The following is a 19,507-nucleotide window of genomic DNA, read 5'->3' as shown; positions in this document are numbered from 1 at the left end:
AACGGCGAGGGTGCAATCTAGCATCCCGGCCACCGCCGCGCACAAGGGACGGTGGCCGGAATGGGGCAGCGGCGGTCAAGCCGCTGGCGGCGGCGACCTCAGTGGTCGTGTGCCTTGTCGTGCGACTTGCTGTGGCTGTTGGACATCAGCTTGTCGGTCCAGGCGATGCCGATCGCCGACAGGATGAACACGCAATGGATGATGGTCTGCCACAGCACGCCATCCTGGGTCAGCATCGAGCAGCGGGCGACACCGATGTTGGCAGCGGCCACGCTCATCTGCTCCGGCGTGCACAGCGGGATGCCGCCAAGCGCACCGCTGGCGATGAAGGTCTTCAGCAGGTGGATCGAGGAGATGCCGATGATCGCCATCGCCAGCTTCACCTTCAGCACGCTGGCATTGACGTGGCTCAGCCATTCCGGCTGGTCCGGGTGGCCTTCCAGGCGCAGGCGCGAGACGAAGGTCTCGTAGCCGCCGACGATCACCATCACCAGCAGGTTGGAGATCATCACCACGTCGATCAGGCCCAGCACGATCAGCATGATCTGCTGCTCGCCCATCGACACCGAGTGCGAGATCAGGTGCCACAGTTCCTTGCCGAACAGGAACACGTAGACGCACTGCGCCACGATCAGGCCCAGGTACAGCGGCAGCTGCAGCCAGCGTGAGGCGAAGATCAGCGTGGACAAGGGGGAGAGCGGCGGGCGGTTTGCACTCATGCGAGGGATGCTGCGTTGCGGGGGAGAGGCGAGGTTACCGGCCCGCCATGACGGTGCCAACCCAACTCACGCACTAGACTTCAGGTTCCTTTCCGCACCCCGAGCCGCCGCCATGATCGACCTGTATTACTGGCCCACCCCGAACGGCCACAAAGTGACCCTGCTGCTGGAAGAAACCGGCCTGGAATACCGCATCCACCCGGTCAACATCGGCTCGGGCGACCAGTTCAAGCCGGAATTCCTGGCGATCTCGCCGAACAACAAGATGCCGGCCATCGTCGACCAGGCCCCGGCCGATGGCGGTGCTCCCCAGAGCGTGTTCGAGTCCGGCGCGATCCTGCTGTACCTGGCCGAGAAGACCGGCCGCTTCCTGCCCAGCGATCCCCGCGGCCGCGTCACCACCCTGGAGTGGCTGTTCTGGCAGATGGCCGGCCTGGGCCCGATGAGCGGCCAGATGGGCCACTTCAACGTATACGCGCCTGAAAAGATCCCGTATGCCATCGAGCGCTACGACAACGAAGTGCGCCGCCTGCACGGGGTGATGGACAAGCGCCTGGCCCAGCACGCCTTCCTGGCCGGCGACGAGTACACCATCGCCGACATGGCCAGCTACCCGTGGATCGGCGCCTACGACAAGCTGCCGGTGGATTTCACCGCGTTCCCGAACCTCAAGCGCTGGCATGAAGCCATTGCCGCACGCCCGGCCACCCAGCGGGCCTATGCCCTGCGCCAGCAGGTGAACCCCAACGCCGGCAAGCCGCTCAGCGACGAAGAGCGCAAGCACCTGTTCGGCCAGCGCTGACCGCCCCGGGTCGGATCCCTCTGCAGCGCAAAGGGCTCTGACCCCAGCACCGCGGCATGGGCAGAAGGTCATGCTGCCTTCCCGCACGGGCTTGGTTAGGATGGGGGACGACCGCTCCACGTCCATCGCAGGGGCGGACCTGCCGTTTGCCGGGATCCTCCATGCGCCACCTGTTCGCTTCGCTCGCCCTCATGCTCGCCACCAGTACCGCCGCCCACGCTGAAAAGCTGACCCTGGAAGCCATTACCGGCCCGTTGCCGTTGTCCGGCCCAACCCTGATGAAGCCGAAGGTGGCGCCCGACGGTTCGCAGGTTAGCTTCCTGCGCGGCAAGGACAGCGACCGCAACCAGCTGGACCTGTGGACCTACGACATCGACAGTGGCCAGACCCGGTTGCTGGTTGATTCCAAGGTGGTGCTGCCCGGCACCGAGACCCTCAGCGACGAGGAGAAGGCCCGCCGCGAGCGCCAGCGCATCGCCGCGATGACCGGCATCGTCGATTACCAGTGGTCGCCGGACGCGCAGCGCCTGCTGTTCCCGCTGGGCGGCGAGCTGTACCTGTACGACCTCAAGCAGCAGGGCCAGGCGGCGGTGCGCCAGCTGACCCATGGTGAAGGCTTCGCCACCGACGCCAAGCTGTCGCCCAAGGGCGGCTTCGTCAGCTTCATCCGCGGCCGCAACCTGTGGGTGATCGACCTGGCCAGCGGCAAGCAGCTGCAGCTGACCCGCGACGGCAGCACCACGATCGGCAACGGCGTTGCCGAGTTCGTCGCCGACGAGGAAATGGATCGCCATACCGGTTACTGGTGGGCGCCGGACGATTCGGCGATTGCCTTTGCCCGCATCGACGAATCGCCGGTACCGGTGCAGAAGCGCTACGAGGTCTATGCCGACCGCACCGACGTGATCGAGCAGCGTTATCCCGCCGCCGGCGATGCCAACGTGCGCGTGCAGCTGGGCGTGATCGCACCGGCCGCCGATGCGCAGCCGCGCTGGGTCGACCTCGGCAAGGAACAGGACATCTACCTGGCCCGCGTGGACTGGCGCGATGCGCAGCACCTGAGCTTCCAGCGCCAGTCGCGTGACCAGAGGCAGCTGGACCTGGTGGAAGTGGCACTCGATTCCAACCGCCAGCGCGTGCTCGCCCACGAGACCAGCCCGACCTGGGTGCCGCTGCACAACAGCCTGCGCTTCCTCGATGACGGCAGCGTGCTGTGGTCGTCCGAGCGCACCGGCTTCCAGCACCTGTACCGCATCGACAGCAAGGGCAAGGCCACCGCGCTGACCCACGGCAACTGGCCGGTAGACGAGCTGCTGGCGGTCGATGAAAAGGCTGGCAAGGCCTACTTCCGCGCCGGCATCGAGACCTCGCGCGAAAGCCAGATCTACGCGGTGTCGCTGCAGGGCGGTGAGCCGCAGCGCCTGTCGAAGGCGCCGGGCATGCACAGCGCCAGCTTCGCCCGCAACGCCAGCGTCTACGTGGACAGCTGGTCCAACAGCACCACGCCGCCGCAGATCGAACTGTTCCGCGCCAATGGCGAGAAGATCGCCACCCTGCTCGAGAACGACCTGGCCGATCCCAAGCATCCGTATGCGCGCTACCGCGATGCGCAGCGCCCGGTGGAGTTCGGCACGTTGATGGCTGCCGACGGCAAGACCCCGCTGAACTACAGCCTGATCAAGCCGGCCGGCTTCGATCCGTCCAAGCGCTACCCGGTGGCGGTGTACGTCTATGGTGGCCCGGCCAGCCAGACCGTCACCGACAGCTGGCCCGGCCGTGGCGACCACCTGTTCAACCAGTACCTGGCCCAGCAGGGCTACGTGGTGTTCTCGCTGGACAACCGTGGCACCCCGCGCCGTGGCCGCGACTTCGGTGGTGCGCTGTATGGCAAGCAGGGCACGGTGGAAGTGACCGACCAGCTGCGCGGCGTGGCCTGGCTGAAGCAGCAGCCATGGGTGGACCCGGCGCGCATCGGCGTGCAGGGCTGGTCCAACGGCGGCTACATGACCCTGATGCTGCTGGCCAAGGCTTCGAACCAGTACGCCTGTGGCGTGGCCGGTGCGCCGGTGACCGACTGGGGCCTGTACGACAGCCATTACACCGAACGCTACATGGACCTGCCGGCGCGCAATGAAGCGGGTTACCGCGAAGCGCGCGTGCTGACCCATATCGATGGCCTGCGCTCGCCGCTGCTGCTGATCCACGGCATGGCTGACGACAACGTGTTGTTCACCAATTCGACCAGCCTGATGAGCGCGTTGCAGAAGCGTGCACAGCCGTTCGAGCTGATGACCTACCCGGGTGCCAAGCATGGCCTGTCCGGCGCCGATGCCCTGCATCGCTACCGCGTGGCCGAAGCCTTCCTGGGACGTTGCCTCAAGCCCTGATCCAGCAACGGGAAGGAGCCCGCCGATGACCCTGCCACCGCCGATTCCTGCCCATGACCCGGCATCCGCCGGTTGGTGGTGCCGCCACTGGCGCTGGGCGATGCCGTTGATGGTGGTGCTGGTGCTGGGTGGTGCAGGGGGTGTGGTGACCTGGAGCGTGCTGCGCTGGAGCGAGGCGGCACGCGAGAGCCCGCCGATGCGCGAGGCGCTGCGACGCGCGGGCTGCAGTATTGAACTGGTGGAAGCGTTCGGTGAGCCGTTGAACATCGAGTCGATGCCGCTGGGCAGCATGCAGACTGCGATCAACGGCCAGCGTGATGTCGGCCTGACCGTAGCCCTGGAAGGACCGCATGCGCACGGGCGGTTGTTCGTGCAGGGTACCCGTCGCGATGACGTGTGGGACTACCCGGTGATGTACGTGTTGGGCGAGGACAAGCAGACCTTCGACCTGACGGCGCTGGATGACGACGAGGCCGCGCAGGAGTGCGAGCTGAAGGCCTGCCGTGATCGCGGCGAATGCCCGCTGACCGCCGCGCTGTGACCTCCGGGCGCAGGCGACTGCGGGACGTCGACTGGGTAGAGTCGACCGGGTAGGGTCGACCGGGTAGAGTCGACTGTCAGTCGACTGCTCTTCGATCAGACAGCGAAAACCCCCGCGCTGCGCGCGATGGTCGACCGGGGTAGAGTCGACTGTCAGTCGACTGCTCTTCGATCAGACAGCGAAAAACCCCGCGCTGCGCGCGATGGTCGACTGACAATCGACTCTACTCCCGCCAGGTTTCCGCGGAGCCCGGCTGCACAACCAGCCCGCCATGACTTCCCGCCGATCGTCGCCGTCGCCGTGAGCGCGTAGGGTGCGGGCAACCCTTTGCTGGAGTGTCCCATGAAGCCGATTGCGCTCGCCGTTGCCCTGGCCCTGACTGCCGCACCGCAGCTGTCCGCACCACCGGCGCTGGCGGCCTCCGCCAAGGCCGCCACCCCGGCCAGCCCGGCCTGGGTCGCCCGCAGCAATGCGCTGGCGCAGATTCTGCTGGACGCCCAGGGCCCGTTCCAGCCGGAGGAAACCGGCTTCTTCGGCGTGCCCGGCTACGACGACAAGGTGGCCGATCTCGGCCCGGACAACGGCAAGCGCTACCGCGCTGCCATGGCCAAGGCACGCGACGAACTGAAGGCAAAGCTGGCCGTCGAGAAGGATCCCAATGTCCGCCAGGACCTGGAGATCATGATCCACGCCGCCAGCCAGAACATCGAAGGCAGCGAGCTCAACGAGAAGTACCTGCTGCCGTGGAGCGATGCGCCGCAGACCGTGTTCAGCGGCCTCAACCTGCTGCTGTCCGACCAGGTGCCAGCGGAGCGCCGGGCCAAGGCGGTCGACCGCCTCAAGGCCTATGCCGGCCTGCAGCCGGGCGGCACCGCCTTCACCACGCTGGCGCGCCAGCGCTACGAGGAACGGCTGAAGGACAGCAGCCTGTTGCAGCCGACGAAGATTGAAGTGCAGCAGTCGCTGGACAACGTCGAGACCTACATCACCGGTATCGAGTCGCTGCTGAAGAAGTACCAGATTGCCGGCGCCGATGAAGCAATGAAGGCGCTGGCGGGGCAGATGAAGGACTACGCCGCCTGGACCCGCAAGGAGGTACTGCCGAAGGCACGTGCCGACGCACGCCTGCCGGCACCGTTGTACGCCTACCAGCTCAAGCAGGTAGGCATCGACATCGACCCGAAGCTGCTGATGCAGCGCGCGCAGCTGGAGTTCATGGAAACCCGCTCGGCGATGCAGCAGCTGGCACCGCTGGTGGTGAAGGACAAGGGGCTGAAGGTGGCCGACCCGAGCGATCCGGTGGCGGTGATCCGCGCGCTGAAGGCCGACAAGATCGCCGACGATCATCTGGAAGGCCACTACCGCAAGGTGATCGATGCGATCGATCCGCTGATCCGCGAGCACGCCATCGTGGACGTGCCCAAGCGCGCCATGCAGATGCGCCTGGGCTCGGCCGCCGAGAGCGCGGCCAGCCCGGCCCCGCACTTCCTGCCGGCCCCGCTGGTCAACAACACCGGGCAGCAGGGCACCTTCGTGCTGCCGCTGGGCAACCCGGCAGCGGGCCCGGGCGCGCAGTACGACGACTTCAACTTCGGTGCGGCAGCATGGACGCTGAGCGCGCATGAAGGCCGCCCCGGCCACGAGCTGCAGTTCACCGCGATGGTCGAGCGTGGTGTGTCGCTGGCACGCACCATGTTCGCGTTCAATTCGGTGAACGTGGAAGGCTGGGCGCTGTACGCCGAAGCCGAGATGGTGCCGTACGAGCCGCTGGACGGGCAGATGATCGCCCTGCAGTTCCGCCTGCTGCGCGCCGCGCGCGCGATGCTCGACCCGATGCTCAACCTCGGCCTGACCGACCGTGCCAACGGCGAGCGCGTGCTGATGGAGCAGGTCGGCCTGTCCAAGGCGATGGCCACCCAGGAACTGGACCGCTACATGGTGCGGATGCCGGGCCAGGCAGGTAGCTACTTCTACGGCTACACCCGCATCCTGGAACTGCGCATGCAGACGGAACTGGCGCTGGGTGCGAAGTTCGACCGCCTGGCGTTCAACAACTTCCTGCTCGACCAGGGCCTGCTGCCGCCGGACCAGCTGGCCGACGCGGTGAACAAGGTGTTCGTGCCGAAGTACAAGCGCTGAACACCCTCCGGTAGTGCCGGCCGCTGGCCGGCAACCGATGTTGGTAGATGCCGACCTTGGTCGGCGCTGTGGGTTCGTGCCAACCAAGGTTGGCACCCACGAGAGTGATGTGTTGGCTGTTGCAGGGATGTGCCGGCCAGCGGCCGGCACTACCCCGGTGACGCTGCTGCGTCACCGCTGCGGGGTAATCACCTGTGTCGGCAACCGCGCCGGCGGTGCCGGATTCGGCACCCAGATCGCGACGCCTGCGGCGCGCTTCTGCGTGGTCGGAATCCCGATGCCGACGCCACCACCGACGTGCGAGCCGAACGTGCCCGCGCCCACCGACATGCCTACCGGCGAACCGCTGCTGCCCACGCCCATCAGCACCACGCCGTTGGCGCCCAGCGCTGCGGCTTCACGCTTCAGGCGGGCCACGGCGGCGTCGGTCTGGCCCTGGGTGCCGAAGCCGACGGCGGAAGACGATTCCAGCTGGGCGATTTCCTGGGAGCCGGCCGGTGGCGTCGAATAGATCTGCACCAGCGCCGGATCGATCGGTGCGCGCGCGCGGCCCAGCATCACCTTGGAGGTGCTGGCACAGCCGGCGGCGACCAGCAGCGTGGCCGCCAACGCGGCCCAACGGATGTTCATGGCACTTCCCCTGCAGGACTGGTTGCGATGATCGGCGGGCCACTCTGAATCGGCGCCAACACCCGGGCCGGGGCACGCACGGCAGCACGCTAGCACGGGTCGGGTGACAGCCCCGCCAATGGCAGTAGGCGGCGGCAACGGGAACGATTATGGTGGGGCCAGGAACCAACTGCGGGAGAGCGGCATGGGTGTGATCAGTCTGTTGTGGGGCGTATTGGCGCTGTTGTGGATGATCCTGGCGTTGATTCCGCTGCTGGGCTGGGGCAACTGGTTCCTGATCCCGTTCGCCGCGGTCGGTGCGGTCATCGCCGCGCTGGGTATCCTGTTCACCCACCCGAGCAAGCGTGGCCGGGCGTGGGCCGGGTTGGTCCTGAACGGTATCGTGGTGGTGGTCGGCATCCTGCGTCTTGGCCTGGGCGGCGGCGTGGTCTGAGCCCGGTCCCGGTGCGACAGGGCGTCGCAGGCACACGGCCGATGGCCGGGCGGGGGCGTACAATGAATGGCTGCGCGAGCCCCCCGCGTGCCTGTGAATCCGCGCCCCGCGCGGCTGCCCCATGATCATCCGACCCCGTCCCCACGGCTGGCAACTGCTGTACATCCTGCGCGGTTCGATCGTCAAAGCGATCGCGCCGAAGGTGCTGGCCATCCTGATCCTGTCCATCGCCGTGGCTGCGGTGGTCGAACTGGCGCCCCCCACCGGCATCGAACGCGTGTCGGTGACCCCGTTCACCCTGCTTGGCCTGGTGCTGTCGATCTTCCTCAGCTTCCGCAACAGCGCCTGCTACGACCGCTGGTGGGAAGGACGCAAGCTTTGGGGCCAGCTGGTCTACGAATCGCGTTCGCTGGCGCGCCAGGTAAACCTGCTGCTGGCCGACGACGCGGGCCGTCGTCGTCGCGTCGCCTACCTCACCACCGCGTTCGCCCATGCGCTGGCGGCGCGACTGCGTGGTCGCATCGTCGCCCTGGCAGCACTGCCGTGGCTGGACAAGCGCCAGCGCGAACAGCTGGGCCAGCGCGAGAACGTGCCCGATGCACTGCTGGCGATGATCGCGGCCGAACTGGCGCATGCGCTGCGCGCCGGCCAGCTCGAGCCCATCCTCTACACCCAGCTGGAAGAGCGCCTGCACGCGATGTCGTCGATCCAGGCCGGCTGCGAGCGCATCCTCACCACGCCGCTGCCGTTCGCCTACACCCTGCTGCTGCACCGCTGCGCGTGGATGTTCTGCGTGCTGCTGCCGTTCGGCCTGGCCAGTTCGCTGGGCTGGGGCACGCCGGTGCTGTCGGCGGTGCTGGCCTATGCCTTCTTCGGCCTGGACCAGCTGGGCGAAGAAATGGAAGACCCCTTCGGCCTTGAGCCGAACGATCTGCCGCTGGACGCGCTGGTGCGCACGATCGAGATCGACCAGCTCGATTCGCTCGGCGAACGCCCGTTGCCCGAACCCCTGCTGCCGCAGGGCTACCTGTTGCAATAGCCACTCCTCGGAGCCTGCCATGTCCCACCCGCTGTATCGCCCGCGCCGCATGCGCCACGACGAGTTCTCGCGCCGCCTGATGCGCGAGAACACGCTGACCACCGACGACCTGATCTACCCGGTGTTCGTGCACGAACTGGCCGGCCGCACCGCAGTGCCGTCGATGCCGGGCGTGGAGCGGCTGTCGATCGAAGAACTGCTGAAGGTGGCCGAAGAGGCGCTGGAGCTGGGCATTCCGGTGATCGACCTGTTCCCGGTGATCGACCCGTCGCTGAAATCGCTGGATGCATCGGCGGCGTGGGCCGAGGACGGCCTGGCGCAACGCGCGATCCGCGCGCTGAAGTCGCGCTTCCCGGAACTGGGGGTGATGACCGACGTGGCGCTGGACCCGTACACCACCCACGGCCAGGACGGCATCATCGATGACAAGGGCTATGTGCTGAACGACATCACTGTCGAAGCGCTGGTCAAGCAGTCGGTGTCGCATGCCGAAGCCGGCGTCGACATCGTTTCGCCGTCGGACATGATGGATGGCCGCATCGGCGCGATCCGCCGTGCGCTGGATGCCGACAACCACGTCAACGTGCGCATCATGGCTTACTCGGCCAAGTACGCCTCGGCGTTCTACGGTCCGTTCCGTGATGCGGTGGGCAGCGCGGCCAGCCTCGGCAAGGCCGACAAGAAGACCTACCAGATGGACCCGGCCAACGGCGACGAGGCCCTGCGCGAGATCGCGCTGGACCTGGAAGAGGGCGCCGACATGGTGATGGTCAAGCCGGGCATGCCGTACCTGGACCTGGTGCGCCGGGTGAAGGAAAAATTCGGCGTGCCGACCTTCGCCTATCAGGTCAGTGGCGAGTACGCGATGATGAAGGCCGCCTTCGCCAACGGCTGGCTGGACGAGCGCGCCTGCGTGCTGGAGTCGCTGCTGGGCTTCAAGCGGGCCGGTGCCGATGGCGTGCTGACCTATTTCGCGCCGCAGGTGGCGCGATGGCTGCGCGAGCGCTGACAATAGCGCCACGATAGACGGAGGACTGCGCGATGGGACCCGAACTGGGATGGATGCAATGGCTGATCTGGGGCACCGGCACGCTGGTGTTCGGCGCCATCATCGTCGGTGTCTTCATCGCCGCCTGGCGCGCGGGCAAGCGCCCACCGGAGCAGCTCTCCGCCGCCCGCCACGTGGCCCGTGAGCAGGCCCTGCCGGACAGCGTGCAGGCCGAGCTGGCCGCGCTGAACCAGCGCAAGGACAATGGCCAGCTGAGCGAGATGGAGTACGAGCAGTTGCGCGCCAAGGTGTTGTCGCGCTGACGGGCAATGCCCGGGGTCGGATCCCTTTCCGCAGGAAAGGGCTCTGACCCCTTCGCGGGCGCCATCCACGCGCGGCGTGGATCTACCGCACGCACCCGGCCACCGCCGCCACCTTCGGCACCGCCAACCGGTACACGTCCACGCCACCGGCACGCGGTGCCCTGGCCGCGCTGCTGGCCACCATCATTTCGCCTGGCTTGGCGTTGTCGATCACCGGCGCGCCGGTCCAGCCGCCGGTCTGGTTGAACGACAGTCCCAATGGTTGCAGGGCCGCGCCACTCCACGCGCAGCCGCTGCTCCACACCTGTGCGGTCGTGCCGTTGCCGCGGCTGAACACCACCGCGCCATCGTTGCCCAGCCAGTCGCCGTCGGTCTCGTCATCGGCGCTGTTCAACGCTGTCAATGCGGTGGCAGGGCCGCGCATGCCCTGCGCATCCAGCGTCGCCACGAACAGGTTCCAGCCGGCGCCACGGCCCTGTTGGCGGGCAAACAGCAGCCGCGTGCCGTCCGCGCTCAGGGCCGGCCCGCGCTCTTCGTGGCGTCCACCGTCGCCGGCCATGGGGTGCGCCTTGCCCAGCCGGCCATCGGCTTCCACCGCAGCCCGGTACAGCGCCAGCGCGCCTTCGCGGCCGGCGGCGAACAACAGCCAGCGGCCGTCGCGGCTGAAGTAGGGATCGCGAGCCTCGCCGGCCACGCCTACCGGCAGGGCCTGCGCCTGCTGCCAGCGGCCATCGACCACGCGCGCCTCCCACAGGCCCCAGCCGGCTTCGCCGCGGCGGGCGAAGACGATGCGCTGGCCGTCGGCACTGATCGTGGCGCGGCCCTCGTCGGCACGGGTCGAGACCACGCCCATGCCTTCGATGCCGTACTCGTTCAACGCCATCGCCACGGGGGCAGAGAGTAGACTGGCGGCAAGCACCAGCAGGGGCGGGGTGATGCGCATCATCCGGGTCCGTGCACGAAAGAGCATCAGTCTAGCCAGCTTGAGGATTCCATGACCGACCGTTACGCCGTCTTCGGACACCCCGTTGCCCACTCGAAGTCGCCGCAGATCCACGCGACGTTCGGTCGCCAGGAAGGCATCGCGGTGGATTACCGCGCGATCGACCTGGCCCCGGAGGCGTTCCTGGCCGGCCTGGAGGCCTTCGCCGCCGACGGCGGTGTCGGCGCCAACGTCACCTCGCCGCACAAGGAGGCCGCGTTCTCGGTGTGCACCACCCTGACCGCACGCGCGCGCCGCGCCGGTTCGGTCAACACGCTGCTGCGCAAGGGCGACCGCTGGCATGGCGACACCACCGACGGCATCGGCCTGGTGCGTGACCTGACCGACCGCCATGGCCTGGACCTGCGTGGCCGCCGCATGTTGCTGATCGGTGCCGGTGGCTCCGCGCGCAGCGTCGCCCCGGCGCTGCTTGATGCCGGCATCACCGAGCTGGTGGTGGTCAACCGCACGCCGGAACGCGCTGATGAACTGATCGATGCGATGGGTGAGCCGGGTCGCGCGATCAGCCGCTACTGGGAAGACCTGCGTGATCTGGGTGACTTCGAACTGATCGTCAACGCCACCTCGGCCGGCCGCGATCGCGACGTCGAGTTCAAGCTGCCGCTGTCGCTGGTCAACTCGATGACCACCGCCGTCGACCTCAACTACGGCGAAGCGGCGATCGCCTTCCTGGCCTGGGCGCGCGCCGCGGAGTGCCGCAATACGGTCGATGGCCTGGGCATGCTGGTCGAGCAGGCCGCTGAGAGTTTCCTGCAGTGGCACGGTGTGCGCCCGCAGACCGACGAGGTCTACCAGTCGCTGCGTGAGGGCTCGGCCGTGCTGGCCGGCGAGGACTGATCGATGGACGGCACAACCCTGCTGGTCACGGTGCTGAGCATGGTGGGCGTGCGCCTGCCGGTGCTGATCGCGCTGTGCGTGGGCCTGGTCTGGGTGGTCGGCGCACCGCGCGATGCCACCCGCACCGGTGCCCTGGTCGGCCTGCTGCTGTTGCTGCTGGCCAGCCTCGGCGGCATGGCGGCGGGCATCCTGCCAATGTGGATGGTCCGCAGCGGTGATTTCAGCGCCGTGTCGAGCTTGAGTGCCATCCTCGGCGTGCTGCATTTCGCGCTGGCGATGGTCGAGGCCATCGGTGTGGTGCTGGTGGTGTGGGCGCTGGTGCGCCTGCTGCGTACCCGTACGCTCCCGGCCGCCTGACCGGTCGCGCCGGGCCATGCCCGGCGTATCTGCCCCTGGGATGGTCCGGCCATTGGACCGGGACCGCCAGCGGGCGTCGTCGCTGGCCCGTTCAGGGTCCCAGCGGCGGTGAATGCGGCCGGCCATGCGACAATGCCCGGCCTGATCCAGCTACGGTAATTCCCGGCGTGACCGAAACCGTCGCCGCTCCGCGCACCCTCGATGACACCTTGAAGGACGCGATCCGCAAGGCGTACACGACGCTGCAGGCCAATACCCCCGGCTTTTCCACCCGTCGCTCGCAGAGCCAGATGATCGGCGTGGTGTCGCGTGCGCTGTCGAAAAGCGGTGGCGTCGGCGTGGTCGAGGCGCCCACCGGCGTCGGCAAGAGCCTGGGCTACCTCACCGCAGGCGTGCCGATCGCATTGGCCAGCAAGAAGAAGCTGGTGATCAGCACCGGCACCGTGGCGCTGCAGTCGCAGCTGGTCGAGCGCGATATCCCGAATTTCCTGAAAGCCACCGGCCTGGAGGCGACCGTGGCGCTGGCCAAGGGCCGTACCCGCTACCTGTGCACGCGCAATGCCGCCGAGGCGCAGGGCGAGGGCTCGCAGGGCGGCATGTTCGAGGATGACGCGCCGCTGTTCGACCGGCCACTGGCGCCGATCGAGATGGACATCGCCAAGCGCCTGACCGACGCCTTCACCAGCGGCAGCTGGGATGGCGATATCGACAACGCACCGGAGACGATCAGCCCCGGCCTGCGCAGCCGCATCACCACGCCGGCCTCGGGTTGCGCGGGGCGCCGTTGTGCGTACTCGGCACAGTGCGCGGTACTGCGTTCGCGCAACACCGTGCGTGACGCGCAGATCGTGGTCACCAACCACGCGCTGCTGCTGTCGGCGCTGTCGATCGGCGACAGCGACAACGGCCAGCCGTTGATCGCGCCGCCCTCGGACATGCTGCTGGTGCTGGACGAAGGCCATCACATCGGCAACGTGGCGATCGACCAGGGCGCGGCCAGCCTGGCGCTGGACGAGATGGCCAAGCGTACCGGCCGCCTGCAGATCCTGATCGCCGGCGCCTACCGCGCGGTCGACAAGGATCGCCTTGGCAACCTGCTGCCGAACGAAGCGATCGAGGTGGCCAGCAACGTGGCCAAGCAGCTGCGCGCGTTCCGCGATCATATCGAGCGGGTGTGGATGCCGGCGCCGGCGGACGAAGAGCCGATGTGGCGCGCGGCCAATGGGCGACTGCCCGAGGCCTGGCGCGAGCCGATCGAGGCGTTGGCTGACGATACCCGCAGCCTCTACAACTGGGCGCACGCCGCCACCGCCCAGGTAGCCAAGGGCAAGCCGGACGATGCCGCGCGCGAGCGCCTGCAGCGCAACCTGGGCATGGCGCTGGAGATGATCGAGCAGCAGTACAACCTCTGGCAGGCCTGGCGTCGCGAAGACAAGGACGGTGCGCCGCCGATGGCGCGCTGGGTCACCGCCACCCGCGACGGCGATCTGGTGCTGCACGGCTCGCCGGTGTCGGCCGCGCACGTGCTGCGCAAGCTGCTGTGGGATGAAGTGGACTCGGTGGTGATGACCTCGGCGACGCTGACCGGCGGTGGCGACTTCCAGTCGCTGGCGATCGACAACGGCATTCCGGAAGAGGCCGAGATGGTCTCGCTGTCGTCACCGTTCGACCTGCCCAACCAGGCCGAACTGATCGTGCCGAAATTCCCGGTTACCCCGGACGACCGCGAAGGCCACCCGCGCGAAGTGGCGCGCTACCTCGACACCGAGCTGGACTGGGCCAAAGGCTCGATGGTGCTGTTCACCTCGCGCTGGAAGATGGAGAAGGTGGCTGGGCTGATGTCGGCCGCGCGCCGCAAGCAGGTGCTGGTTCAGGGCGAGATGTCCAAGACCCGCCTGATCGACGAGCACCTGCGCCGCGTGGCCGCAGGCGAGGGTTCGGTGCTGTTCGGACTGAACTCGTTCGGCGAAGGCCTCGACCTGCCCGGTGAAGCCTGCACCACGGTGGTGATCACCCAGGTGCCGTTCGCGGTGCCGACCGATCCGCAGACCGCCACCCTCAGCGAATGGTTCGAGGGGCGTGGGCTGAATGCCTTCAACCTGATCGCCATTCCGCACGCGTTGCGCACGCTGACCCAGTTCGCAGGCCGCCTGATCCGCACTTCCACCGACACCGGCCGCGTGATCATCCTCGATTCGCGGCTGCTGACCCGCCGCTACGGCAAGCGCATCATCGACGCGCTGCCGCCGTTCAAGCGTGTGATCGGCTGACCGGTAGTGCCGGCCGCTGGCCGGCAAAAAGGGGACGGAGGGAATTAAGTCGTTTATGGCACAAACGACTTAATTCCCTCCGTCCCCTTTTCCCAGATGCCGGCCAGCGGCCGGCACTACCGTATGGCGGTCAATCGCCCAGAAGCGCGGTGTTGCGTACGGCGCCCTTGTCGGCGCTGGTGGCCAGCAGGGCGTAGGCCTTCAGCGCGCTGGTGACCTTGCGTGGGCGCGGCGCGCGCGGCTTCCAACCACGCGCATCGGCGTCGCTGCGGCGCTGGGCCAGCACGGCCTCGTCCAGCAGCAGGTCGATGCGGCGGGCCGGAATGTCGATGCGGATGCGGTCGCCATCTTCCACCAGGCCGATGACACCCCCGCTGGCGGCTTCTGGCGAGACATGGCCGATCGACAGGCCGGAGGTGCCGCCGGAGAAGCGGCCATCGGTGAGCAGTGCGCACTGTTTGCCCAGCCCCTTCGATTTCAGATAGCTGGTCGGGTACAGCATTTCCTGCATGCCGGGGCCGCCCTTCGGGCCTTCGTAGCGGATCACCACCACCTCGCCCGGCTGCACTTCGTCGGCGAGGATGCCGGCGACGGCGGCGTCCTGGCTTTCATAGACGCGCGCGGGGCCTTCGAACACATGGATCGACTCGTCCACGCCGGCGGTCTTCACCACGCAGCCATCCACGGCCAGGTTGCCGCGCAGCACGGCCAGCCCACCTTCCAGCGAATACGCATGCTGCAGCGAGCGGATGCAGCCCTCGGCGCGGTCTACGTCCAGCGTCGGCCAGCGCGTGGCCTGGCTGAAGGCCTCCTGGGTGGGGATGCCGGCCGGGCCGGCCTTGAAGAAGGTATGCAGGGTGTCGTTGTCGCTGCGCACCACGTCCCAGCGTTCCAGCGCGTCGGCCAGGCTGGCGCTGTGAACGGTCGGCACCGTGGTTTCGAGCAGGCCGGCGCGGTCCAGTTCACCGAGGATGCCGAACACACCGCCGGCGCGATGCACGTCCTCGATGTGGTACTTCGGCGTATTCGGCGCCACTTTGCACAGCTGCGGTACGCGCCGCGACAGCGCGTCGATGTGGGTCAGGTCGAAGTCGACCTCCGCTTCCTGCGCGGCGGCCAGCAGGTGCAGGATGGTGTTGGTGGAGCCGCCCATGGCGATGTCGAGGGTCATCGCATTGGCAAATGCCGCCTGGGTGGCGATGCCGCGCGGCAGCGCGCTCGGGTCTTCGCCGCCATACCAGCGATGGCAGAGTTCGACGATCAGGCGGCCGGCACGGCGGAACAGCGCCTCACGGTCGGCGTGGGTGGCCAGCGTGGTGCCGTTGCCGGGCAGTGACAGGCCCAGCGCTTCGGTCAGGCAGTTCATCGAGTTGGCGGTGAACATGCCCGAGCAGGAGCCGCAGGTGGGGCAGGCACTGCGTTCGAACGCTGCCACCTTCTCGTCGGAAGCGCTGTCATCGGCAGCCACCACCATCGCATCGACCAGGTCCAGCTTGTGCTCGGACAGCTTGGTCTTGCCCGCTTCCATCGGTCCGCCGGAAACGAACACCACCGGGATGTTGAGGCGCAGCGCGGCCATCAGCATGCCGGGGGTGATCTTGTCGCAGTTGCTGATGCACACCAGCGCGTCGGCACAGTGCGCGTTGACCATGTACTCCACGGCGTCGGCGATGATCTCGCGGCTGGGCAGCGAATACAGCATGCCGTCGTGGCCCATCGCGATGCCGTCGTCCACGGCGATGGTGTTGAATTCCTTGGCGACGCCGCCGACCTGCTCGATCTCGCGCGCGACCAGCTGGCCGAGGTCCTTCAGGTGCACGTGGCCGGGCACGAACTGGGTGAAGGAGTTGGCGATGGCGATGATCGGCTTGTGGAAGTCGCCATCCTTCATGCCGGTGGCACGCCACAGGGCGCGGGCGCCGGCCATGTTGCGGCCGGCGGTGGAGGTGCGGGAACGGTATTCGGGCATGGCTGGCGGAACGGGCGGGCCGTACGACGTGGGGGTCAGCCGATCATGGCCAATTTTTTCGGTTGCTGCTGCAACCACCGGGGAGAGAGCGGCAGGGCTGCGCCCTGCACCCGGGGTAGTGCCGGCCGCTGGCCGGCAACCTCAACAGCAACAGCTGGGCTATCCGTGGGATGGCGGGGTGGGTCCGGCTGCGGGGGACGGCGCAAGTACGTCCATGTAGCCTCGGTCGCGCCATCCATGGCGCTCACGCCCCCGCAACCGGACCCACCCCGCCTTCGACAGTTTCCTGCGATCTGACGGGGTCGGATCCCGTTGCTGCGCGACGGGCTCTGACCCCCGATTCCTGATTGGAACGACGAAAATGAAAGTCCGTTCATCTTTCGGACTTTGCCGATTCCGGTTGCTGGCCCGGATTTGGCATCATTGGGGCATTGATCCGTCGACAGGGCATGAGGCCATGAAGCGTTCCCGCACCACCGCGCTGCTGCTGATGAGCGCCGCGCCGCTGCTGTTCACCGCCTGCCAGAAGGAGCCGGAGGTGAAGGTGCAGGAAGGCCTGTACACCTCGGTCGAGGCCTGCACCGAGGCCACCGGCGATCCGTCGTCGTGCCGCAATGCCTTCGCCGAAGCGCAGAAGCAGGCCGCCGATGCGGCGCCGAAGTACGCCAGCAGGGAAGCCTGCGAGAAGGACTACAAGCCGGAGCAGTGCGTGCAGCAGCACACCTCGGCCGGTACCTCGTTCATCGGCCCGATGATGATGGGCTTCTTCATGTCGCAGATGCTGAGCAACCGCGGAGGCCTGGCACCGCAGGCACCGGCATCGGCGCCGGCCTACCAGGACAAGAATGCGGGTTGGGCGCGCCCGGCACCGGGTGGCACTGGTGGCCTGAACACCGCCAGCGGCATCGGCGCGGGCAAGGCCGGCCTGGCCCCGGTCACCAGCGAACCGAACCGTGCGGTCACTGCCAGCCGTGGTGGCTTCGGCAACACCAGCGCGCGCCGCAGCAGCAGCGGCAGCTACGGCGGCTGATCGACCCATGCAGCGCATCCGGATTGCCGAGCGTGCCCAATGGCGGGCGCGCGCGGAAGAGGCGGGTTTCCGCTTCCACACCATCGACGGCCAGCCGTACTGGGACGAAAGCGCGTACTACGCGTTCACCCTGCGCCAGATCGAGCAGGACATCGAAGACCCCAGCGCCGAGCTGCACCAGATGGCGCTGGACCTGGTCGGCGATGTCATCGCCAGCGAACGATTGATGGACCAGCTGGCGATTCCGTCGCATTACCGCGACTGGATCGCCGACAGCTGGCGCCAGCGCCAGCCGCATCTGTACGGTCGCCTGGACCTGGCCTACGACGGTACCGGTCCGGCCAAGCTGTACGAACTGAACTACGACACGCCGACCTCGCTGTTCGAGGCCAGCTTCTTCCAATGGCAGTGGCTGGAAGACCAGCGCAACGCCGGTCGCCTGCCGCAGCACGCCGACCAGTTCAACGCGATCCACGAAACGCTGGTCGAGCGTTTCGGCGAACTGGCCACGCAGCTGCCGCCGCCGCTGTATTTCAGTGCCGTGGGCAGCTCCGAAGAAGACCGCGGCACCGTCGACTATCTGCGCGACTGTGCATCGCAGGCCGGCCTGCATGGCCAGGCCATCGCCATCGAGGACATTGGCCTGTCCGAGGACGGCCGCTTCACCGCGCTGGACGATTCGGTGATCGGCACGCTGTTCAAGCTGTATCCGCTGGAAGACCTGATGGCCGAGGAATTCGGCCGCGCGCTGCCCGGCTCGGGCGTGCAGCTGCTGGAGCCGGCGTGGAAGGCGGTGTTGAGCAACAAGGGCATCCTGCCGCTGCTGTGGCAGCGCAACGTGGGCCATCCGAACCTGCTGGAAGCGCATTTCGATGACGGCAGCACGCTGGCGTCGGGCTGGGTGCGCAAGCCGCTGTTCTCGCGCGAAGGCGCGAACATCGAGATGCATCTGGCCGATGGCAGCACCCAGCGCAGCGACGGTCCCTACGATGGCCCGGCGATCATCCAGCGCGCCCATCCGCTCACCCGCTTCGAAGGCGGCTATCCGCTGATCGGCAGCTGGGTGGTGGGTGACCACGCCTGCGGCATCGGCATCCGCGAAGACGACAGCGCGATCACCCGTGACAGTGCGCGCTTCGTGCCGCATGCGATCGTTGACGAGGCGCCGACGCGGATCTACGTCTGATGGCGGTGCGGCGTTGGCCTGGCCGGCATGGGCGTCCCACGCCCGTGCCGGGTCGGCATTTCGATGACGGGCGCAGCCTGCAGGCCTTCGCGGACCGCGTCGCGGTGCGTTGCCATCGCTGCGACACCCCCGGCTGGGTGGTCGCCAGCTGGGAACCTTACCGGTGGACCGCGCGATTCCGCTGCACCGGCTGCAGCTCTGCACTGGACAGTGGGGACTGGGTCGGTGCGGTCTACATGCTGGGCCGCCAACCTTGTGGATTCTGTGGGCATCAGTGGCTGCACGTGCGTCGTCGGGTTCCCGCTGGCGTTCCTGCACCGGCGTCCTTCGCTGCTCGATGCGCGCAATGTGATCGCAGTACCGATGTTTCGGTCTCGGTGCGTCCGTTGCGTGATGCCGAGCCTGCCGATCCGCACTTCGGATTGCCGCTGTGCCTGGTCGAACAGACCCGCGCAGGCCTGCTCTGGGCCTATAACGCTGAACATCTGCACGCATTGCACGAGTACGCGAGCGCGACATTGCGCGAAAGCCGCGGCCATCACCGATCCATGTTCTCGCGCCTGCCGCAGTGGATGAAGCTGGCCCGCAACCGGGTGCTGCTGCAGCGTGCGGTGGAGCGATTGCAGCGGCGATTGCTGCAGGGGTAGTGCCGGCCGCTGGCTGGAAGCCGGTGTTGGTGGATGCCGACCCTGGTCGGCGCTGGGGGTTTCGTGCCAACCAAGGTAGGCACCCACCAGAGCGATGCACCGGTTGTTGCATGGGGTAGTGCCGGCCGCTGGCCGGCAACCGTTGCTGGTAAATGCCGACCCTGGTCGGCGCTGTGGGTCTCGTGCCAACCAAGGTTGGCACCCACC

At 67.7% G+C, this 19,507-nt stretch carries 18 protein-coding genes; 14 read left to right on the top strand and 4 right to left on the bottom strand.

Annotated features, from left to right (window positions below):
- Positions 1-98 precede the first annotated feature (98 nt).
- Positions 99-719 carry a TIGR00645 family protein gene (locus tag AC5P9N_RS10770; protein WP_005411554.1) on the bottom strand — a complete coding sequence of 207 codons (621 nt, stop codon included), beginning with the start codon at positions 717-719 and terminating at the stop codon, positions 99-101.
- 112 nt (positions 720-831) lie between these two features.
- Here AC5P9N_RS10770 and AC5P9N_RS10765 point away from each other — a divergent pair, with 112 nt between their 5' ends.
- The 4 genes from AC5P9N_RS10765 to AC5P9N_RS10750 all read left to right on the top strand — a co-directional run bounded on the left by AC5P9N_RS10765 (position 832) and on the right by AC5P9N_RS10750 (position 6,588).
- Positions 832-1,521 carry a glutathione binding-like protein gene (locus AC5P9N_RS10765; RefSeq protein WP_005411553.1) on the top strand — a complete coding sequence of 230 codons (690 nt, stop codon included), beginning with the start codon at positions 832-834 and terminating at the stop codon, positions 1,519-1,521.
- A gap of 161 nt (positions 1,522-1,682) precedes the next feature.
- A complete protein-coding gene (locus tag AC5P9N_RS10760) occupies positions 1,683-3,908 on the top strand; it encodes a S9 family peptidase (protein WP_099485128.1) in 2,226 nt (741 codons plus the stop codon).
- Between the two features lie 25 nt (positions 3,909-3,933).
- Complete coding sequence (locus AC5P9N_RS10755) at positions 3,934-4,449, top strand: cytochrome c oxidase assembly factor Coa1 family protein (protein ID WP_049403671.1); 516 nt, start codon at positions 3,934-3,936, stop codon at positions 4,447-4,449.
- A 342-nt stretch (positions 4,450-4,791) separates the two neighbouring features.
- Positions 4,792-6,588 (top strand): DUF885 domain-containing protein, encoded by a 1,797-nt coding sequence (locus AC5P9N_RS10750; RefSeq protein WP_099485127.1) that lies wholly within the window; start codon positions 4,792-4,794, stop codon positions 6,586-6,588.
- A gap of 171 nt (positions 6,589-6,759) precedes the next feature.
- Here AC5P9N_RS10750 and AC5P9N_RS10745 read toward each other — a convergent pair whose 3' ends face one another.
- Positions 6,760-7,218, bottom strand: a complete 459-nt coding sequence (locus AC5P9N_RS10745) for a hypothetical protein (RefSeq protein ID WP_005411549.1) — start codon at positions 7,216-7,218, stop codon at positions 6,760-6,762.
- A gap of 184 nt (positions 7,219-7,402) precedes the next feature.
- Here AC5P9N_RS10745 and AC5P9N_RS10740 point away from each other — a divergent pair, with 184 nt between their 5' ends.
- From AC5P9N_RS10740 to AC5P9N_RS10725, 4 genes are all read left to right on the top strand, one after another.
- The gene (locus AC5P9N_RS10740; protein ID WP_005411548.1) at positions 7,403-7,651 is read left to right on the top strand and encodes a hypothetical protein; all 249 of its coding nucleotides are present in this window, start codon (positions 7,403-7,405) and stop codon (positions 7,649-7,651) included.
- A 121-nt stretch (positions 7,652-7,772) separates the two neighbouring features.
- The gene (locus AC5P9N_RS10735) at positions 7,773-8,690 is read left to right on the top strand and encodes a bestrophin family protein (protein ID WP_099485126.1); all 918 of its coding nucleotides are present in this window, start codon (positions 7,773-7,775) and stop codon (positions 8,688-8,690) included.
- A gap of 19 nt (positions 8,691-8,709) precedes the next feature.
- Complete coding sequence (gene hemB, locus AC5P9N_RS10730; RefSeq protein WP_005414824.1) at positions 8,710-9,699, top strand: porphobilinogen synthase; 990 nt, start codon at positions 8,710-8,712, stop codon at positions 9,697-9,699.
- A gap of 32 nt (positions 9,700-9,731) precedes the next feature.
- Positions 9,732-10,001: a hypothetical protein gene (locus tag AC5P9N_RS10725; protein ID WP_005411545.1), complete on the top strand. Its 270-nt coding sequence runs from the start codon at positions 9,732-9,734 to the stop codon at positions 9,999-10,001.
- Positions 10,002-10,083: 82 nt separating this feature from the next.
- On the opposite strand, the gene AC5P9N_RS10720 is transcribed toward AC5P9N_RS10725, so the two are convergent.
- Positions 10,084-10,947 (bottom strand): TolB-like translocation protein, encoded by an 864-nt coding sequence (locus AC5P9N_RS10720; RefSeq protein WP_099485125.1) that lies wholly within the window; start codon positions 10,945-10,947, stop codon positions 10,084-10,086.
- Positions 10,948-10,995: 48 nt separating this feature from the next.
- On the opposite strand from AC5P9N_RS10720, the gene aroE reads away from it, so the two are divergent.
- The 3 genes from aroE to dinG all read left to right on the top strand — a co-directional run bounded on the left by aroE (position 10,996) and on the right by dinG (position 14,468).
- On the top strand, positions 10,996-11,841 hold the full coding sequence (gene aroE / locus AC5P9N_RS10715) for a shikimate dehydrogenase (RefSeq protein WP_005411543.1): 846 nt from the start codon (positions 10,996-10,998) through the stop codon (positions 11,839-11,841).
- A gap of 3 nt (positions 11,842-11,844) precedes the next feature.
- Entirely contained in the window at positions 11,845-12,198 is a 354-nt protein-coding gene (locus AC5P9N_RS10710; RefSeq protein WP_005411542.1) for a hypothetical protein, read from the top strand.
- A gap of 167 nt (positions 12,199-12,365) precedes the next feature.
- The gene (dinG, locus tag AC5P9N_RS10705) at positions 12,366-14,468 is read left to right on the top strand and encodes an ATP-dependent DNA helicase DinG (protein WP_005411541.1); all 2,103 of its coding nucleotides are present in this window, start codon (positions 12,366-12,368) and stop codon (positions 14,466-14,468) included.
- A 130-nt stretch (positions 14,469-14,598) separates the two neighbouring features.
- Here the strand turns inward: dinG and ilvD are convergent, their stop codons facing one another.
- Positions 14,599-16,437: a dihydroxy-acid dehydratase gene (gene ilvD, locus AC5P9N_RS10700; RefSeq protein ID WP_012481555.1), complete on the bottom strand. Its 1,839-nt coding sequence runs from the start codon at positions 16,435-16,437 to the stop codon at positions 14,599-14,601.
- 457 nt (positions 16,438-16,894) lie between these two features.
- Between ilvD and AC5P9N_RS10695 the strand changes: the two genes are divergently transcribed.
- Genes AC5P9N_RS10695 through AC5P9N_RS10685 form a run of 3 tightly spaced genes read left to right on the top strand, consistent with a single transcriptional unit; the run spans position 16,895 to position 19,300 of the window.
- On the top strand, positions 16,895-17,467 hold the full coding sequence (locus tag AC5P9N_RS10695; protein ID WP_005411539.1) for a DUF1190 domain-containing protein: 573 nt from the start codon (positions 16,895-16,897) through the stop codon (positions 17,465-17,467).
- Positions 17,468-17,474: 7 nt separating this feature from the next.
- Positions 17,475-18,653 (top strand): glutathionylspermidine synthase family protein, encoded by a 1,179-nt coding sequence (locus tag AC5P9N_RS10690; RefSeq protein WP_012481554.1) that lies wholly within the window; start codon positions 17,475-17,477, stop codon positions 18,651-18,653.
- The gene (locus AC5P9N_RS10685) at positions 18,653-19,300 is read left to right on the top strand and encodes a hypothetical protein (protein WP_164212739.1); all 648 of its coding nucleotides are present in this window, start codon (positions 18,653-18,655) and stop codon (positions 19,298-19,300) included. The genes AC5P9N_RS10690 and AC5P9N_RS10685 overlap by 1 nt, the downstream gene beginning before the upstream one ends.
- The last annotated feature ends 207 nt before the right edge of the window (positions 19,301-19,507 follow it).

The organism is Stenotrophomonas sp. YJH_SMC_6 (genome assembly GCF_059371335.1).
The sequence above is the reverse complement of the archived record's forward strand: the minus strand, read 5'-3'. Positions and strand labels throughout refer to the sequence as shown.

Excerpts from the sequence above, each read along its gene's own strand:
- AC5P9N_RS10695 (WP_005411539.1), top strand. The coding sequence starts at position 16,895 with ATGAAGCGTTCCCGCACCACCGCGCTGCTGCTGATGAGCGCCGCGCCG.
- AC5P9N_RS10735 (WP_099485126.1), top strand. The coding sequence starts at position 7,773 with ATGATCATCCGACCCCGTCCCCACGGCTGGCAACTGCTGTACATCCTG.
- AC5P9N_RS10765 (WP_005411553.1), top strand. The coding sequence starts at position 832 with ATGATCGACCTGTATTACTGGCCCACCCCGAACGGCCACAAAGTGACC.
- AC5P9N_RS10770 (WP_005411554.1), bottom strand. The coding sequence starts at position 719 with ATGAGTGCAAACCGCCCGCCGCTCTCCCCCTTGTCCACGCTGATCTTC.
- AC5P9N_RS10690 (WP_012481554.1), top strand. The coding sequence starts at position 17,475 with ATGCAGCGCATCCGGATTGCCGAGCGTGCCCAATGGCGGGCGCGCGCG.
- hemB (WP_005414824.1), top strand. The coding sequence starts at position 8,710 with ATGTCCCACCCGCTGTATCGCCCGCGCCGCATGCGCCACGACGAGTTC.
- AC5P9N_RS10745 (WP_005411549.1), bottom strand. The coding sequence starts at position 7,218 with ATGAACATCCGTTGGGCCGCGTTGGCGGCCACGCTGCTGGTCGCCGCC.
- aroE (WP_005411543.1), top strand. The coding sequence starts at position 10,996 with ATGACCGACCGTTACGCCGTCTTCGGACACCCCGTTGCCCACTCGAAG.
- AC5P9N_RS10725 (WP_005411545.1), top strand. The coding sequence starts at position 9,732 with ATGGGACCCGAACTGGGATGGATGCAATGGCTGATCTGGGGCACCGGC.
- AC5P9N_RS10755 (WP_049403671.1), top strand. The coding sequence starts at position 3,934 with ATGACCCTGCCACCGCCGATTCCTGCCCATGACCCGGCATCCGCCGGT.
- AC5P9N_RS10750 (WP_099485127.1), top strand. The coding sequence starts at position 4,792 with ATGAAGCCGATTGCGCTCGCCGTTGCCCTGGCCCTGACTGCCGCACCG.
- AC5P9N_RS10760 (WP_099485128.1), top strand. The coding sequence starts at position 1,683 with ATGCGCCACCTGTTCGCTTCGCTCGCCCTCATGCTCGCCACCAGTACC.
- ilvD (WP_012481555.1), bottom strand. The coding sequence starts at position 16,437 with ATGCCCGAATACCGTTCCCGCACCTCCACCGCCGGCCGCAACATGGCC.
- AC5P9N_RS10710 (WP_005411542.1), top strand. The coding sequence starts at position 11,845 with ATGGACGGCACAACCCTGCTGGTCACGGTGCTGAGCATGGTGGGCGTG.
- AC5P9N_RS10740 (WP_005411548.1), top strand. The coding sequence starts at position 7,403 with ATGGGTGTGATCAGTCTGTTGTGGGGCGTATTGGCGCTGTTGTGGATG.
- AC5P9N_RS10685 (WP_164212739.1), top strand. The coding sequence starts at position 18,653 with ATGGCGGTGCGGCGTTGGCCTGGCCGGCATGGGCGTCCCACGCCCGTG.
- AC5P9N_RS10720 (WP_099485125.1), bottom strand. The coding sequence starts at position 10,947 with ATGATGCGCATCACCCCGCCCCTGCTGGTGCTTGCCGCCAGTCTACTC.